The sequence below is a fragment of the Serratia sp. EC4 genome, assembly GCF_059652115.1.
Genome location: NZ_JBNIDE010000002.1, coordinates 22,718 through 37,976 on the forward strand (window position 1 = coordinate 22,718; position 15,259 = coordinate 37,976).

Sequence of the window (15,259 nt, forward strand, 5' to 3'; positions counted from 1 at the left end):
TGTCAGTGTGGTTAAGGGGTGCTGGCGATGTGTGAACTGCTCGGGATGAGCGCAAACGTACCGACCGATATCTGCTTCAGCTTTACCGGCCTGGTACAGCGCGGCGGCCGCACCGGGCCGCATAAGGATGGCTGGGGCATTACCTTCTATGAAGGGAACGGCTGCCGCACATTCAAGGATCCGCAGCCGAGCTTCAACTCGCCGATCGCCCGCCTGGTGCAGGACTACCCGATCAAGTCTTGCGCGGTGGTGTCCCATATTCGCCAGGCCAACCGCGGCGAAGTGGCGTTGGAAAACACCCATCCGTTCACCCGCGAACTGTGGGGCCGCAACTGGACCTACGCGCACAACGGCCAATTGAAAGGCTATCGTCAGTTGGATACCGGCACGTTCCGCCCGGTCGGCCAGACTGACAGCGAATATGCCTTCTGCTGGCTGTTGCACCAGCTGGCGCTGAAATATCCGCGCACCCCGAGCCAGTGGCCGGCGGTATTCCGCTACATTGGCCTGTTGGCGAGCCAACTGCGCAAGAAAGGGGTATTCAATATGCTGTTGTCGGACGGGCGCTTCGTGATGGCGTATTGCTCCACCAACCTGTATTGGATTACGCGCCGCGCGCCGTTCGGCAAGGCGACGCTGCTTGATCAGGACGTGGAGATTGATTTTCAGCAACAGACCACACCGAACGATGTGGTCACGGTGATCGCCACCCAACCGCTGACCGCCAACGAAACCTGGCACAAGATTGAGCCAGGCGAGTTCGCGTTATTTCACTTCGGTGAGCGGCTTGTTCTGAGCGAAGGGGTTGGTGTTGGGCGTCGGGCTGGCTGACGCGTACTGCGTCATCATGCCGCCGCTGCTCATCAGCGGTTGACCCAAGACGTACTGGCCATTGACCACGCCCATTGTCGGCGGTTGGCGGTTCTTCGCGAAGTAATCATAGCCCGGCTTCAGCTGGCGCCAGAAGGCGATATAGCTGGATGACGCATGGCGTTTCAGGTTCTGTTCGGTCATGCGGAACGGGTAGATGCTGATGTCGACGCGGCTTTGGCCATAGGCGAAGGCGGCTTCGACGTAGCGATAGATCTCATCCATATAGGTGTTGGTCATCGCGTAACAGCCGATCGATTTACATTCGCCGTGGATCATCAGATAAGCGCCGGAATAGCCCTGCGACTTGTCGTAATCGTTAGGGAAACCGATATTGATCGCCCGATAATACTTGCTGTCGGGTTTCAGATGGCGCGCGTCAACGCTATAAAAGCCTTCAGGACTTTTAAAGTCGCCTTCACGACGTTTAGGACCCAGCCCGCCGGAGAAATTACAGATCGGGAACGTGTTGACCAGGCGGAATTCATTGCCCATTCTGGCATACAATTCCAGCTTGCGTTCCTCTTTGAAGATCTGAATATAGACCGGCGAACCCAATAATTGCTGTTTAACTACCGGCGCTTCGGGTACCTGCTCGCTGGCGCTGCAGGCCGTGATCATCGGCATAGAAACAAGCATCGCAAACAACAGCGCGATTTTGCTCATTATAATTCCTGCTTATATTTATCTGCCGGCGTAATCAACCTGGCCAGCATGCCACTGATTATTGTTTTTACTGCTGCAAAACACCGCCAGATTACCAGCGCGTTTATTTTTAGCAATACGTGATATGTATAAAAAAACGACAAAGCTCGATAAAAGTGAAATGACCGGCAGATTTTAACGATAAGTAGTGAAAAACAGGCGAAATTTAATTGCGTTTGCTTGACCCAAGTCACGACGGAACGCAGAACAATGTTGCGAACAATGTTAATATTCTCTCTTCAATTTAACGCGCGGTGGCGATTGAAGCGGCGGGGGTTATGGCATATAACCCGGCCGTTTCGGTGGTTATTTGGCTACAGGCCGTTAACACATCGATTGTCACGCAAATAACGGAGAGGGGGGAATCAAGGGAATGCGCGTTACCCCATATATTCACTGCGAGAAAGTTCATGTTGGGCGTGCCGTCGTGCGCACTGCCCGGCAATCCTGGCATCGTCCGCACCCGCCTCTGGGGCCGGGCAGACGTGTAAACCAAACTACATCGTATAAATCCTATGATTAAGATCAGAAAAGGGTTAGATCTGCCGATAGCCGGGGTTCCGGTTCAGGCGATCCAAGATGGCCCGAACATTCAGCATGTCGCCCTGCTTGGGGAAGAGTATGTCGGAATGCGCCCCTCCATGCTGGTGCAGGAAGGCGATACCGTTAAGAAAGGCCAGGCGTTGTTCGAAGATAAGAAAAACCCCGGGGTTTTCTTCACGGCACCCGCCAGCGGCCGCATCGCCGCGATTAACCGCGGCGAGCGGCGCGTATTGCAATCGGTGGTGATTGCGCTGGAAAACGGCGGCGACGATCAGCTCGAGTTTGCGCACTATCCGCTGGGTGAACTGAGCCAGCTGCCGCGTGAACAGGTCGAAAGCGAACTGATCGCCAGCGGCCTGTGGACCGCGCTGCGCACCCGCCCGTTCAGCAAAACGCCAAGCCCCGGCAGTGAACCGCGCGCCATTTTCGTCACCGCGATGGATACCCAACCGTTGGCCGCCGATCCGCAGGTGATCATCGCCGAACAGCAGGCGGCGTTCAACGCCGGGCTGGTGGTCTTGGCGCGTCTGACGGCGGGCAAGGTACACGTATGCCACGCCGCCGGCGCCTCGGTTGGGCAGCAAAGCGGCTCGCAGATCGCCTACAGCGAATTCGCCGGCCCGCATCCCGCCGGGCTGGCGGGCACCCACATTCATTTCCTTGAACCGGTCAGCCTGAAGAAAATCGTTTGGCACATCGGTTACCAGGATGTCATCGCCATCGGCACGCTGTTCACCACCGGCAAGCTCGATACCCGCCGTGTGGTGGCGCTGGCCGGGCCGCAGGTGGCGCAGCCGGCGCTGCTGCGCACCCGCCTGGGGGCCAGCCTCGATGAGCTGACCGCCGGCCGCCTGAAAGGCGGCGAGAATCGGGTGATCTCCGGTTCGGTGCTGAACGGCATGCACGCCGCCGGGCCGAACGCCTGGCTCGGCCGCTTCCACTCGCAGGTGTCGGTGTTGGAGGAAGGGCGCGACAAAGAGCTGTTCGGTTGGATCGTGCCCTCACCGAACAAATTCTCCATTACCCGCACCACGCTGGGCCACTTCCTGAAGAACAAACTGTTCGCTTTCTCAACCACCACTAACGGCGGCGAGCGCGCCATGGTGCCGATCGGCAACTATGAGCGGGTGATGCCGCTGGATATTTTGCCGACGCTGCTGCTGCGCGATTTGCTGGCGGGCGACAGCGACAGCGCGCAAGCGCTGGGCTGCCTGGAACTGGATGAGGAAGATCTGGCGCTGTGCACCTTCGTTTGCCCCGGCAAGTATGAGTACGCGCCGGTGCTGCGCGAGGTGCTGACCAAGATTGAGCAGGAAGGATAACCGATGGGCCTGAAGAATTATTTCGAGAAGATAGAGCATCACTTCACGCCGGGCGGCAAACTGGAAAAGTGGTACCCGCTGTATGAAGCGACCACCACGGTGTTTTACACCCCCGGCACGGTGACGCGCGGCGCTTCGCACGTGCGCGACGCCATCGATTTGAAGCGCATGATGATCCTGGTGTGGCTGGCGGTGTTCCCGGCGATGTTCTGGGGCATGTACAACGTCGGCCAGCAGGCTATCCCGGCGCTGCACCATCTGTACAGCGGCGACGCGCTGCAACAGGTGCTGGCGGGCGACTGGCATTATCGCCTGGCGCAGTGGCTCGGCGCCTCGCTGGCGGCCGACGCCGGCTGGGTCAGCAAGATGGTGCTGGGTGCCTGTTACTTCCTGCCGATCTACGCCGTGGTATTCGTCGTCGGCGGCTTCTGGGAAGTGCTGTTCGCCATTATCCGCAAGCATGAGGTCAACGAAGGCTTCTTCGTCACGTCCATCCTGTTCGCGCTGATCGTGCCGCCGACCCTGCCGCTGTGGCAGGCCGCGCTGGGCATCACCTTCGGCGTGGTGGTGGCCAAAGAGATCTTCGGGGGCACCGGGCGCAACTTCCTCAACCCGGCGCTGGCCGGCCGCGCCTTCCTGTTCTTCGCCTATCCGGCGCAGATCTCCGGCGATTTGGTGTGGACCTCCGCGGACGGTTTCTCCGGCGCGACGCCGCTGGCGCAGTGGAGCGCGGGCGGGGCGCACAGCCTGAGCAACGTGGCCACCGGCCAGTCCATCAGCTGGCTGGACGCTTTCCTCGGCAACATTCCCGGCTCGATCGGTGAGGTGTCCACGCTGATGATCCTGATCGGCGGGGCGATTATCCTGTTCGGCCGCGTGGCCTCCTGGCGCATCGTCGCCGGCGTAATGCTCGGCATGGTGGCTTCCGCCCTGTTGTTCAACGCCATCGGTTCGGACACCAACCCGATGTTCGCCATGCCGTGGTACTGGCATCTGGTGCTGGGCGGCTTCGCCTTCGGCATGATCTTTATGGCGACCGACCCGGTTTCCGCCTCCTTCACCAATAAGGGGAAATGGTGGTACGGCATTCTGATTGGCGTGATGTGCGTGCTGATTAGGGTAGTCAACCCCGCCTATCCGGAAGGCATGATGCTGGCGATCCTGTTCGCCAACCTGTTCGCGCCGCTGTTCGATTATCTGGTGGTGCAGGCCAACATCAAGCGGAGAAAAGCCCGTGGCGAATGAAGCGAAAAACGACGGCATCGGTAAAACGCTGCTGGTAGTGCTGCTGCTGTGTCTGGTGTGTTCAGTGGTGGTGGCGGGCTCCGCCGTCGGCCTGAAGTCCAAACAGCAGGAGCAAAAGCTGCTCGACAAGCAGCGCAATATTCTCGACGTAGCCGGCCTGTTGCAGCCGAAAATGGAGAGCGAGCAGGTCAAGCGCCTGTACAGCGAGCGCATCGAACCGCGCCTGGTGGATCTGAACAGCGGCGAGTTTGTCGCCGGCAAGGCGGCGGCGTTCGATCTGGGCGCCGCGCTGCGCGACGACGCCAAAAGCGTGGCGCTGGCGGCGGGCGACGATCCGGCCGGCATCAAGCGCCGCAGCAACCAGGCGGAAATCTACCTGGTGCGCGATGAAAGCGGCCAGGTGAACAAGATTGTGCTGCCGGTATACGGCACCGGTCTGTGGTCGATGATGTACGCCTTCGTGGCGCTGGATAATGACGGCAACACGGTCAAGGGCATCACCTACTACGACCAGGGGGAAACCCCGGGGCTGGGCGGGGAGGTCGAGAACCCGTCCTGGCGCCAGCAGTGGGTCGGCAAGCAGCTGTTCGACGACAATGGCCAGCCGGCGATCCGCGTGGTGAAAGGCGGCGCGCGTCAGGGGGATGTGCATGGTGTGGACGGCCTGTCCGGCGCCACGCTGACCTCCAACGGCGTACAGCATACGTTTGATTTCTGGTTGGGCGAGCACGGCTTCGGCCCGTTCCTGAAAAAAGTTCGTGAAGGAGCGCTGAAAAATGGCTGATTCCAAAGAGATAAAGCGGGTCCTGCTGGGGCCGCTGTTCGACAATAACCCGATCGCCCTGCAGGTGCTGGGCGTCTGTTCGGCGCTGGCGGTGACCACCAAGCTGGAGACGGCGGTGGTGATGACCATTGCGGTGACGCTGGTGACCGCGTTCTCCAGCTTCTTCATCTCGCTGATCCGTCACCATATTCCCAACAGCGTGCGCATCATCGTGCAGATGGCGATCATCGCCTCGCTGGTGATCGTGGTCGATCAGCTGCTGCGCGCCTATGCGTTTGAGATCTCCAAGCAGCTGTCGGTGTTCGTCGGCCTGATCATCACCAACTGCATCGTGATGGGGCGCGCCGAGGCCTACGCCATGAAGTCGCCGCCGATCGAGAGCTTTATGGACGGCATCGGCAACGGGCTGGGCTACGGGGTGATCCTGGTGCTGGTCGGTTTCCTGCGCGAGCTGATCGGCTCCGGCAAGCTGTTCGGCGTGCCGGTGCTGGAAACGGTGCAGAACGGCGGCTGGTATCAGCCGAACGGCCTGTTCCTGCTGGCGCCGAGCGCGTTCTTCATCATCGGCCTGCTGATCTGGGTGCTGCGCACCCTGAAGCCGGCGCAGATCGAAAAGGAGTAAAGGCCGATGGAACACTATATCAGCCTGTTTGTGCGCGCGGTGTTCGTTGAGAACATGGCGCTGGCGTTCTTCCTCGGGATGTGTACCTTCCTGGCGGTATCGAAGAAGGTCTCGACCGCCTTTGGCTTGGGCATCGCGGTGACCATCGTGCTCGGCATTTCGGTGCCGGTGAACAACCTGGTCTACAACCTGATCCTGCGCGACGGCGCGCTGGTGGAAGGCGTCGATCTGAGCTTCCTCAACTTCATCACCTTCATCGGCGTGATTGCGGCGCTGGTGCAGATTCTGGAGATGATCCTCGATCGTTTCTTCCCGTCGCTGTATAACGCGCTCGGCATCTTCCTGCCGCTCATCACCGTGAACTGCGCCATCTTCGGCGGCGTGTCCTTCATGGTGCAGCGCGACTACAACTTCGCCGAATCGGTGGTGTACGGCTTTGGTTCCGGCACCGGCTGGATGCTGGCGATCGTCGCCATGGCGGGGATCCGCGAAAAACTCAAGTATGCCAACGTGCCGGCAGGGCTGCGCGGCCTGGGCATTACCTTTATCACCACCGGACTGATGGCGCTGGGCTTCATGTCCTTCTCCGGTGTTCAGTTGTAAAGGCGGGAAGAATTTATGGAAATTATTTTAGGCGTAGCAATGTTCACCGCCATCGTGATGGTGCTGGTGTTGCTGATCCTGTTCGCCAAGTCGAAGCTGGTGAATACCGGCGACATTGCGGTGGAAATCAACGGCGATCTGGATAAGAGCTTCCATGCGCCGGCGGGCGACAAGCTGCTCAACATGCTCTCCAGCCAGGGGATTTTCGTCTCCTCGGCCTGTGGCGGCGGCGGTTCCTGCGGCCAGTGCCGGGTGGTGATCAAAGAGGGCGGCGGCGATATCCTGCCGACCGAGCTCTCGCACATCAACAAGCGCGAAGCGAAAGAGGGTTGTCGCCTGGCGTGCCAGGTGAACGTGAAGCAGAACCTGAAGATCGAACTGCCGGAAGAGATCTTCGGCGTGAAGAAATGGGAGTGCGAGGTTATCTCCAACGATAACAAAGCGACCTTTATCAAAGAGCTGAAGCTGAAGATCCCCGATGGCGAAGACGTGCCGTTCCGCGCGGGCGGCTTCATCCAGATCGAAGCGCCGGCGCACGACATCAGCTACGCCGACTTCGACGTGCCGCAGGAGTATCGCGGCGACTGGGACAAGTTCAACCTGTTCCGCTACCGCTCGACGGTGAACGACACCACGGTGCGCGCCTACTCGATGGCCAACTACCCGGAAGAGAAGGGCATCATCATGCTCAACGTGCGTATCGCCACGCCGCCGCCGAACAATCCGGACGTGCCGCCGGGCATCATGTCTTCCTATATCTGGTCGCTGAAGCCGGGCGACAAGGTGACCATCTCCGGGCCGTTCGGCGAGTTCTTCGCCAAGGACACCGACGCCGAAATGATCTTCATCGGCGGCGGCGCAGGCATGGCGCCGATGCGCTCGCACATCTTCGATCAGCTCAAGCGTCTGAACTCGAAGCGCAAGATCACTTTCTGGTACGGCGCGCGTTCGCTGCGCGAGATGTTCTATGAAGACGATTTCAACCAGCTGCAGGCGGAGAACGAAAACTTCACCTGGCACGTGGCGCTGTCGGATCCGCAGCCGGAAGATAACTGGACCGGCTACACCGGCTTTATCCATAATGTTCTGCTGGAGAACTACCTGAAGAACCACCCGGCGCCGGAAGACTGCGAGTTTTACATGTGCGGGCCGCCGATGATGAACGCCGCGGTGATCAAGATGCTCAAAGATCTGGGCGTCGAAGACGAAAACATCATGCTGGATGACTTTGGTGGCTAAATTGCGCGCATTGGCGACGAAGAACTGGCTGACGGGCGTGGCGCTGAGCGCCACCCTGCTGCTGACCGGCTGCGGGCCGGAACAGGTGGATCTGACGGGTAAAACCATGGGCACCTCGTATTCGATCCGTTACGTGGCCGGCGACAATACGCCGTCGGCGCGCGAGATGCAGGCGGAGATCGACAAACGGCTGGAGCAGGTGAACGATCAGATGTCCACCTACCGGCCGGATTCCGAGCTCAGCCGCTTCAACGCCAGCCGCGACATTGACCGGCCGTTCCCGGTTTCGCCGGCCACCGCCGAAGTGGTGCGCGAAGCGCTGCGCATCAATCGCGTCACCGATGGCGCGCTGGACGTGACCGTCGGGCCGCTGGTCAACCTGTGGGGCTTCGGCCCGGAAGGGCGGCCGGATAAGGTGCCGAGCGAGGCGGAGCTGGCGCACCGCCGCGCCTGGACCGGCGCCGATAAACTGGCGGTGCAGGGCAGCGCGCTGATGAAAAGCATCCCTGAGCTGTACGTCGATCTGTCGTCGATCGCCAAAGGGTATGGCGTGGACGTGGTGGCGGAGTATCTGCAATCGCAACACGTGAAAGACTACATGGTGGATATCGGCGGTGAAGTTCGCACCCGCGGGCGCAACGGCGAGCAAAAGCCGTGGCGCATCGCCATCGAGCGCCCGACCGCCGGCGCGCAGCAGCAGGCGCAGCTGGTGATCCAACCGGGGGAGATGTCGATCGCCACCTCGGGTGACTATCGCAACTACTTCGAGCAGGACGGGGTGCGCTATTCGCACACCATCGATCCGATCACCGGGCGCCCGATCCATCATCGGCTGGTGTCGATCACCGTGCTGAGCCCGACCTGCATGACCGCCGACGGCCTGTCCACCGGCCTGAACGTGATGGGGCCGGAGCGCGGCATGGCGCTGGCCAACCTGCTCGGCATTCCGGTGTTCATGATCGTGAAAACCGCCGACGGGTTTGAGGAGCGTTATTCAGACGCGTTCAAGCCCTATCTGAAAAAGCGTTCGTGAGGTTGCTATGTTGACGGTATTCGCCGCTACTTTCGTGTTGTTCCTGCTGATCGTCGGCGGCATGTCGCTGGGCTATGTGTTCAAACGCAAAAGCCTGCAGGGCAGCTGCGGCGGCATCACCGCGCTGGGCATGGAGAAAGTCTGCGACTGCCCGGAGCCGTGCGATGCGCGCAAAAAGCGCGAAGCCAAAGCGGCGCAGCGGCGCGAGCAGTTGGAAAAGCACCGCATTCTGTAGCGAAGTGAAAACCCGGCCCTGGCCGGGTTTTTTTATTTCGCCTTGCGGAAACTTTTCGCCTCGGCCGGCGAGTTGACCATCACGCCGTCGGCGCCCAGCGCCAGCGCCTGCTGATACGCCTGCGGCGTGTTGACGCCGAACAGAATGATGTGCGCCGGGCCCTGCGAGCGGAAACAATCCATCGACTCTTTATCCCAGGTCAGAAACGCCTTCGACCGCCCTTCGCCGAGGGTGTACTTCTCCACCACTTCCACCTCGCGCTTCAGCTCCAGCCCGTACCAGCGCGGCTGCCGGTTGTCCGGTTTGACATCGCACTGGTGCGCCATGGTGACGTTGGCCAGCAGCGTGCGGGTTTCGTCGCGGCTTTCGAAGCGCGGGACGGCCGGCGGCAGCGCCTGCAGGTATTTGGCGTCGGTAGAGTAGACGCGGGTGCGATTCAGGCTGTCGGTGCTTTCCAGCGTCGCCAGCAGCGCCTGGCCAAACTGCGCCGGATCGGCATCCGGGGATTTGATGTCCAGATAGAAAGTCACGCGCGGAAAGGCCTTCAACACCTCATCCAGCCGCGGAATGCCGATACCCTGGCCGCGGAACGGATGCGCATCGCCTTTGGCGAACGCCCAACCGGCGTCGGTCTCGGCCAGCTGCGCGGCGGTATAGGCAGAAACCGGGCCCTGCCGATTGGTCAGCGCCTTCAGATCCGAGGGGCGATACAGCACGATGACGCCGTCTTTGGATGCTTGCAGGGTGATCCAGATGGCGTCGGCGCCGTTTTTCAGCGCGGTTTCGATGGCGATGCGAGTGTTTTCCGGCGCATCGGCGGTGCCGCCGCGATGGGCGACGATCGCCGGCGCATGACCGGCGGCGGCGCTGGCCGCCAGCGCGCTTAGCGACAGCGCGGAAGCCAGCAGCAAATGAGAAAATCTGATCATGTAGGGTACCTTGTCGTTATCGTTGTGGTGAGCCGCACGGGATGGCGGAAATCATACTATTGAAAAATTAAGCTTTTTTAACAACGCGGAAATATCTGTCAGAAACGCCGCTTTCCTCGAAGCCTGCGGCCTTGAGCTTTTGGTACCTGGCTGTATACTTATACAGTATTATTGGAGGGTGCGATGCGTAAAATCATTCATGTCGATATGGACTGCTTCTTCGCGGCAGTGGAGATGCGCGACGATCCCAGCCTGCGCGATATCCCGCTGGCGATTGGCGGTAGCGCCGATCGCCGCGGGGTGATCAGCACCGCCAACTACCCGGCGCGGCGCTACGGCGTGCATAGCGCCATGTCCACGGCGATGGCGCTCAAACTGTGCCCGCATCTCACCCTGCTGCCGGGGCGCATGGCGGCCTACAAAGAAGCTTCGCTGCACATCCGCGAAATCTTTGCCCGCTATACCCCGTTGATCGAGCCGCTTTCGCTCGACGAGGCCTACCTCGACGTGACCGACAGCCCGCAATGCAACGGTTCGGCGACGCTGATCGCCCAGGAAATCCGTCAGGCGATCGCCGACGAGCTGAACCTCACCGCGTCGGCCGGCATCGCGCCAATCAAGTTTCTCGCTAAAATCGCCTCCGAGATGAACAAGCCGAACGGGCAATACGTGATCACGCCGGCGCAGGTGCCGGCGTTTTTGCAGCAGCTGCCGCTCAGCAAGATCCCCGGCGTCGGCAAGGTGACCGCCAAACGGCTGGAGGACGTGGGGCTCATCACCTGCGCCGACGTGCAGCAATACGATTTGGCGCAGTTGCTCAAGCGCTTCGGCAAGTTCGGCCGGGTGCTGTGGGAGCGCTGTCAGGGCATCGATCGGCGCGAAATCTCTCCTGAGCGGCTGCGCAAATCGGTGGGGGTGGAGCGCACGCTGGCGGAGGATATTCACGACTGGGAAGACTGCGAAACGCTGATTATCGACAAACTCTATCCCGAGCTGGAGATGCGGCTGCGCAAGGTGAAGCCGGATCTGCACATCGCCCGGCAGGGCGTGAAGCTGAAGTTTCAGGATTTTCAGCAAACCACCCAGGAGCACGTGTTCCCGGTGCTGAACCGGCAGGATTTGCTGGCGGTGGCGCGGCAGGCGTGGCGCGAGCGGCGCGAGGGGCGCGGCGTGCGGCTGGTGGGGCTGCATGTGACGCTGCTCGATCCGCAGCTGGAGCGGCAGCTGGCGCTGCCTTGGGAATAAAAAAGCCGGCGAGTCGCCGGCTTTTTGCGTTAAGCGCGCAGATTACGCGCGCTCAGGGATCGCTTTCAGCAGCGAGGTCAGCAGCTTCCAGTACAGGCCGACGCTTTCGATATGCACTTGCTCATCCGGCGAGTGCGGGCCGGTGATGGTTGGCCCGATCGATACCATGTCCATGTTTGGATACGGCTTTTTGAACAGACCGCATTCCAGGCCGGCGTGGATCACCATGATGTTCGGCGTCTTGTTGAACAGATCCTGATACAGCTCGCGCACCAGGTGCATCACCGGCGAGTCGGCGTCCGGCTGCCAGCCCGGGTAACCGCCCTTCGGCGCCACTTTAGCACCGGCCAGCTGGCCCAGCGCGGTCAGCATCTCGACCACGTAATCTTTGCCGCTGTCGATCAGAGAGCGGATCAGGCAGATGATTTCCGCTTCATTTTCGCTGGTGGTGACCACGCCGACGTTCAGCGAGGTTTCCACTACGCCTTTGACCGCGTCGCTCATGCGGATCACGCCGTTCGGCGTGCCGTTCAGCAGCGCCAGGAAGCGCTGCTGGCTGTCGGCGCTCAGCGCCAGCGAAGCGCTGGTGGCCGGTTCCAGCAGCACGGTGATGTTCTTCTCTTTGGCGGAGAGTTCGTTCTGCAGCACGGCCAGGAACTCCTGGCTCAGCGCTTTCAGTGCGTCGGCCTTGTCCGCCGGCACCGCTACCACCGCGGAGGCTTCACGCGGGATGGCGTTGCGCAGGGTGCCGCCGTTCAGGTCCAGCACGCGCAGGTTCAGCGCCGCCGCATGGGCGAACAGGAAGCGCGCCAGCAGTTTGTTGGCGTTGCCCAGCCCGACGTGGATCTCGGCGCCGGAATGGCCGCCTTTCAGGCCCTTGAGGGTCAGCTTCAGGGTTTGGTAACCGGCCGGCACCGCTTCGCGCTGCAGCGGCAGGGTGGTGATGAAGTCGATACCGCCGGCGCAACCCATGTAGATTTCGCCTTCTTCTTCGGAATCGGTATTGATCAGGATGTCCGCCTGCAGCCAGTTCGGCTGCAGCCCGAAGGCGCCGTCCATGCCGGCTTCTTCGGTCATGGTCAGCAGCACTTCCAGCGGGCCGTGCTCAACGCTGTCGTCGGCCAGCACCGCCAGGGCGGAGGCCATGCCGATGCCGTTGTCGGCGCCCAGCGTGGTGCCGCGCGCTTTCACCCACTCGCCGGCGATATAAGGCTGGATCGGATCCTTGGCGAAGTCGTGCACGGTGTCGTTATTCTTTTGCGGCACCATGTCCAGGTGCGCCTGCAACGCGACCGGCTTGCGGTTTTCCATGCCTTTGGTGGCCGGCTTGCGCAGCAGGATATTGCCGACCTGATCGCGCTCAGCGTGCAGGTTCTTTTCTTTGGCCCAGGTGAGGATGTGCTGCGCCAGCGCTTCTTCATGATAAGAAGGGTGCGGGATAGAACAGATCTTGGCGAAAATATCCCACAGCGGCTGTGGCGAAAGCTGAGACAATTCAGACACTATAAGTCTCCTGTGACGGCAGGCTCCGACAGGACGGGCGTGCCGCGCGGTTAAGGTGAGCGGGTATCTGTGCGTCGTGGCACGATCGTCAGAGAATATCACTTTATTTCCGGCGGTGCGCCCCCCGTATTGTGCGGTTTAAGCGCTTGATCACACGGCTTTGCGGCGGGAACGCTCGCTTTTTCAGCATCAATCACCGAAAAGCCGCCCGGCGGAAATCGCGAGGTTTTCCTCGGTACAGCTGGAATTCAACGCGGCCAGTCTCTATAATCTCGCGCAACCTTTTTTCCCCTGAACTATAAAGTAAGCCGCTTCACCAACCGGCTGGGACACGATTCTATGAGCGAAAAATACGTTGTTACCTGGGATATGCTGCAAATACATGCACGCAAGCTGGCGCACCGCCTGCTGCCTGCCGACAAATGGACCGGCATCATTGCCGTCAGCCGCGGCGGCCTGGTGCCGGCGGGCCTGCTGGCGCGCGAGCTGGGCATCCGCTATGTGGATACCGTCTGCATTTCCAGCTATGACCATGACAACCAACGCGAAATGAAAGTGCTCAAGCGCGCCGAAGGCGACGGTGAAGGCTTCATCGTGGTGGACGATCTGGTGGATACCGGCGGCACCGCGAAAGCGATCCGCGACATGTACCCGAAAGCGCATTTCGTCACCATCTTCGCCAAGCCGGCGGGCCGTCCGCTGGTGGACGACTACGTGATCGACATCCCGCAGGACACCTGGATTGAGCAGCCGTGGGACATGGGCGTCAGCTTCGTTCCCCCTATCGGCGGTCGCTAAGCCCAGCCAGTTCCAAGTCAACGCCCGGTTATGCCGGGCGTTTGTTTAATGATAAACGTGATGGCGTTGTCAGGCTTACCGAAGGCAAGATATAAAAAATCAGGAAAATCAATTTATTGATTTTCGGCCGTTAACCACAAAGGAGGAAAAACCACGCTTTTTCCTCCTTTGTCAGCCACCTGACGCCCGGTTATGCCGGGCGTTTGCGTTATCTTGGTTTATCCCGCCAGAGTTAGGTACACTACCTCCAGTTAAGTAGGCCTGTTGCGGCCTATCGCCAGATTTACGGAGGCTGTTGTTACCATGGCACAGGCCAACCTTTCTGAAATTCTTTTCAAGCCCAAATTCAAACACCCTGAAACCTCGACGCTGGTGCTGCGCGCGCGCAACAAAGTGAGCGCCGCCATGCATTCCGCATTGGAAGGCGACACCACCGGCAGCTGGTATCGCATGCTGAACCCGCTGCTGTGGGCCTGGCGCGGCGTCAGCCCGATCGAAATCCACGAAGTGTTGGCGCGCATCGCCGCCTCGGACGCCGAGCGCAGCAACCCGCAGCGGCTGGATACCGTGGTGGGCTACCGCAACGGCAACTGGATCTACGAGTGGATCCATCAGGGCATGCAGTGGCAGCAGCGGGCGACGGAGCAGCAGGATCCGCTGCTCGGCGGCGAGTACTGGCTGAAGGCCGCGAGCCTGTACAGCATCGCCGGCTACCCGCATCTGAAGGGCGACGAGCTGGCTGAACAGGCGGAGATGCTCGCCAACCGCGCTTATGAAGAGGCGGCGCTGCTGTTGCCGTATCAGCTGAAAGAGCTGGAGTTCCGCATCGAAGGCGGCGGTTGCGTCACCGGTTTCCTGCACATGCCCGAGAAGGGCGAGGCGCCGTTCCCGACGGTGCTGATGTGCGGCAGTCTCGATACGCTGCAGACCGACTATCACCGTCTGTTCCGCGACTACCTGGCGCCGCACGGCATCGCCATGCTGACGCTCGACATGCCGTCGATCGGCTCCTCCTGCAAGTGGAAGCTGACGCAGGACTCCAGCTACCTGCACCAGCAGGTGCTGATCCAGCTGGCCTCGGTGCCGTGGGTGGATCATCAGCGGGTGAGCGCTTTCGGCTTCCGTTTCGGCGCCAACGTGGCGGTGCGCTTGGCCTATCTGGAGCCGCAGCGGCTGCGCGGCGTGGCCTGCCTGGGGCCGGTGGTGCATCGCCTGCTGTGCGACAGCAGCACCCAGTTGAACGTGCCGGACATGTATATGGACGTGCTGGCCAGCCGCATGGGCATGGCTAACGCCTCGGACAACGTGCTGAAGGTGGAGCTGAACAGCTACTCGCTGAAAATGCAGGGGCTGCTGGGGCGCCGTTGCCCGACGCCGATGATCTCCGGCTACTGGGAGCGCGATACGCTCAGCCCGAAAGAGGAGTCGCAGCTGATCGTCACCTCCTCGGTGAGCGGCAAGCTGGTCGCCATCCCGCGCACCCCGGTTTACGACAGCTTCCACCGGGCGTTGCTGCAGATGTCCGGTTGGCTGAGGGACAAAATGCGTTAATTAGTTGCTAAATTTTAACAGTTTGTTAAAAA

The 15,259-nt window shown here is 60.8% G+C and carries 15 protein-coding genes; 12 read left to right on the forward strand and 3 right to left on the reverse strand.

All coding sequences use genetic code 11. The features are described from left to right. The first annotated feature begins 27 nt into the window (after positions 1 to 27). Positions 28 to 831, forward strand: coding sequence for a class II glutamine amidotransferase (locus ACP39K_RS06705; RefSeq protein ID WP_004930222.1), 804 nt, complete (start codon positions 28 to 30; stop codon positions 829 to 831). Here ACP39K_RS06705 and dpaA read toward each other — a convergent pair. Further along, positions 766 to 1,536 carry a peptidoglycan meso-diaminopimelic acid protein amidase gene (dpaA, locus tag ACP39K_RS06710; RefSeq protein ID WP_004930225.1) on the reverse strand — a complete coding sequence of 257 codons (771 nt, stop codon included), beginning with the start codon at positions 1,534 to 1,536 and terminating at the stop codon, positions 766 to 768. The two genes, ACP39K_RS06705 and dpaA, sit on opposite strands and share 66 nt — an antisense overlap. Positions 1,537 to 2,090: 554 nt before the next feature. Between dpaA and ACP39K_RS06715 the strand changes: the two genes are divergently transcribed. From ACP39K_RS06715 to nqrM, 8 genes are read left to right on the forward strand one after another with little or no spacing between them, the layout of a single operon-like run. Beyond that, positions 2,091 to 3,440 carry a Na(+)-translocating NADH-quinone reductase subunit A gene (locus ACP39K_RS06715; RefSeq protein ID WP_028128252.1) on the forward strand — a complete coding sequence of 450 codons (1,350 nt, stop codon included), beginning with the start codon at positions 2,091 to 2,093 and terminating at the stop codon, positions 3,438 to 3,440. 3 nt (positions 3,441 to 3,443) lie between these two features. Then, entirely contained in the window at positions 3,444 to 4,685 is a 1,242-nt protein-coding gene (locus ACP39K_RS06720; protein ID WP_016928991.1) for an NADH:ubiquinone reductase (Na(+)-transporting) subunit B, read from the forward strand. After that, the gene (locus ACP39K_RS06725; protein WP_015376731.1) at positions 4,675 to 5,469 is read left to right on the forward strand and encodes a Na(+)-translocating NADH-quinone reductase subunit C; all 795 of its coding nucleotides are present in this window, start codon (positions 4,675 to 4,677) and stop codon (positions 5,467 to 5,469) included. Before ACP39K_RS06720 ends, ACP39K_RS06725 begins: the two co-directional genes overlap by 11 nt. Next, on the forward strand, positions 5,462 to 6,091 hold the full coding sequence (locus ACP39K_RS06730; RefSeq protein WP_004930232.1) for an NADH:ubiquinone reductase (Na(+)-transporting) subunit D: 630 nt from the start codon (positions 5,462 to 5,464) through the stop codon (positions 6,089 to 6,091). The genes ACP39K_RS06725 and ACP39K_RS06730 overlap by 8 nt, the downstream gene beginning before the upstream one ends. 6 nt (positions 6,092 to 6,097) lie before the next feature. After that, positions 6,098 to 6,694 (forward strand): NADH:ubiquinone reductase (Na(+)-transporting) subunit E, encoded by a 597-nt coding sequence (gene nqrE / locus ACP39K_RS06735; RefSeq protein ID WP_004930235.1) that lies wholly within the window; start codon positions 6,098 to 6,100, stop codon positions 6,692 to 6,694. Between the two features lie 15 nt (positions 6,695 to 6,709). After that, positions 6,710 to 7,933 (forward strand): NADH:ubiquinone reductase (Na(+)-transporting) subunit F, encoded by a 1,224-nt coding sequence (nqrF, locus tag ACP39K_RS06740; protein ID WP_028127828.1) that lies wholly within the window; start codon positions 6,710 to 6,712, stop codon positions 7,931 to 7,933. Beyond that, positions 7,917 to 8,966 carry an FAD:protein FMN transferase gene (locus ACP39K_RS06745; RefSeq protein ID WP_497008386.1) on the forward strand — a complete coding sequence of 350 codons (1,050 nt, stop codon included), beginning with the start codon at positions 7,917 to 7,919 and terminating at the stop codon, positions 8,964 to 8,966. The genes nqrF and ACP39K_RS06745 overlap by 17 nt, the downstream gene beginning before the upstream one ends. A 7-nt stretch (positions 8,967 to 8,973) precedes the next feature. Then, a complete protein-coding gene (gene nqrM / locus ACP39K_RS06750) occupies positions 8,974 to 9,201 on the forward strand; it encodes a (Na+)-NQR maturation NqrM (protein WP_016928987.1) in 228 nt (75 codons plus the stop codon). A gap of 32 nt (positions 9,202 to 9,233) precedes the next feature. Here the strand turns inward: nqrM and ACP39K_RS06755 are convergent, their stop codons facing one another. Further along, the gene (locus ACP39K_RS06755; RefSeq protein ID WP_060444094.1) at positions 9,234 to 10,130 is read right to left on the reverse strand and encodes a glycerophosphodiester phosphodiesterase family protein; all 897 of its coding nucleotides are present in this window, start codon (positions 10,128 to 10,130) and stop codon (positions 9,234 to 9,236) included. Between the two features lie 183 nt (positions 10,131 to 10,313). On the opposite strand from ACP39K_RS06755, the gene dinB reads away from it, so the two are divergent. Beyond that, a complete protein-coding gene (dinB, locus tag ACP39K_RS06760; RefSeq protein WP_212563024.1) occupies positions 10,314 to 11,375 on the forward strand; it encodes a DNA polymerase IV in 1,062 nt (353 codons plus the stop codon). Positions 11,376 to 11,417: 42 nt separating this feature from the next. On the opposite strand, the gene pepD is transcribed toward dinB, so the two are convergent. Beyond that, a complete protein-coding gene (gene pepD / locus ACP39K_RS06765; protein ID WP_147827512.1) occupies positions 11,418 to 12,878 on the reverse strand; it encodes a beta-Ala-His dipeptidase in 1,461 nt (486 codons plus the stop codon). 339 nt (positions 12,879 to 13,217) lie between these two features. Here pepD and gpt point away from each other — a divergent pair, with 339 nt between their 5' ends. Further along, positions 13,218 to 13,676 carry a xanthine phosphoribosyltransferase gene (gpt, locus tag ACP39K_RS06770; protein WP_004930253.1) on the forward strand — a complete coding sequence of 153 codons (459 nt, stop codon included), beginning with the start codon at positions 13,218 to 13,220 and terminating at the stop codon, positions 13,674 to 13,676. 303 nt (positions 13,677 to 13,979) lie between these two features. Continuing rightward, a complete protein-coding gene (frsA, locus tag ACP39K_RS06775) occupies positions 13,980 to 15,227 on the forward strand; it encodes an esterase FrsA (RefSeq protein WP_016928979.1) in 1,248 nt (415 codons plus the stop codon). Positions 15,228 to 15,259 lie beyond the last annotated feature (32 nt).

Coding starts and splice junctions, on each gene's coding strand:
- ACP39K_RS06705 (WP_004930222.1), top strand. CDS start 28: ATGTGTGAACTGCTCGGGATGAGCGCAAACGTACCGACCGATATCTGC.
- dpaA (WP_004930225.1), bottom strand. CDS start 1,536: ATGAGCAAAATCGCGCTGTTGTTTGCGATGCTTGTTTCTATGCCGATG.
- ACP39K_RS06715 (WP_028128252.1), top strand. CDS start 2,091: ATGATTAAGATCAGAAAAGGGTTAGATCTGCCGATAGCCGGGGTTCCG.
- ACP39K_RS06720 (WP_016928991.1), top strand. CDS start 3,444: ATGGGCCTGAAGAATTATTTCGAGAAGATAGAGCATCACTTCACGCCG.
- ACP39K_RS06730 (WP_004930232.1), top strand. CDS start 5,462: ATGGCTGATTCCAAAGAGATAAAGCGGGTCCTGCTGGGGCCGCTGTTC.
- nqrE (WP_004930235.1), top strand. CDS start 6,098: ATGGAACACTATATCAGCCTGTTTGTGCGCGCGGTGTTCGTTGAGAAC.
- nqrF (WP_028127828.1), top strand. CDS start 6,710: ATGGAAATTATTTTAGGCGTAGCAATGTTCACCGCCATCGTGATGGTG.
- ACP39K_RS06745 (WP_497008386.1), top strand. CDS start 7,917: ATGACTTTGGTGGCTAAATTGCGCGCATTGGCGACGAAGAACTGGCTG.
- nqrM (WP_016928987.1), top strand. CDS start 8,974: ATGTTGACGGTATTCGCCGCTACTTTCGTGTTGTTCCTGCTGATCGTC.
- ACP39K_RS06755 (WP_060444094.1), bottom strand. CDS start 10,130: ATGATCAGATTTTCTCATTTGCTGCTGGCTTCCGCGCTGTCGCTAAGC.
- dinB (WP_212563024.1), top strand. CDS start 10,314: ATGCGTAAAATCATTCATGTCGATATGGACTGCTTCTTCGCGGCAGTG.
- gpt (WP_004930253.1), top strand. CDS start 13,218: ATGAGCGAAAAATACGTTGTTACCTGGGATATGCTGCAAATACATGCA.
- frsA (WP_016928979.1), top strand. CDS start 13,980: ATGGCACAGGCCAACCTTTCTGAAATTCTTTTCAAGCCCAAATTCAAA.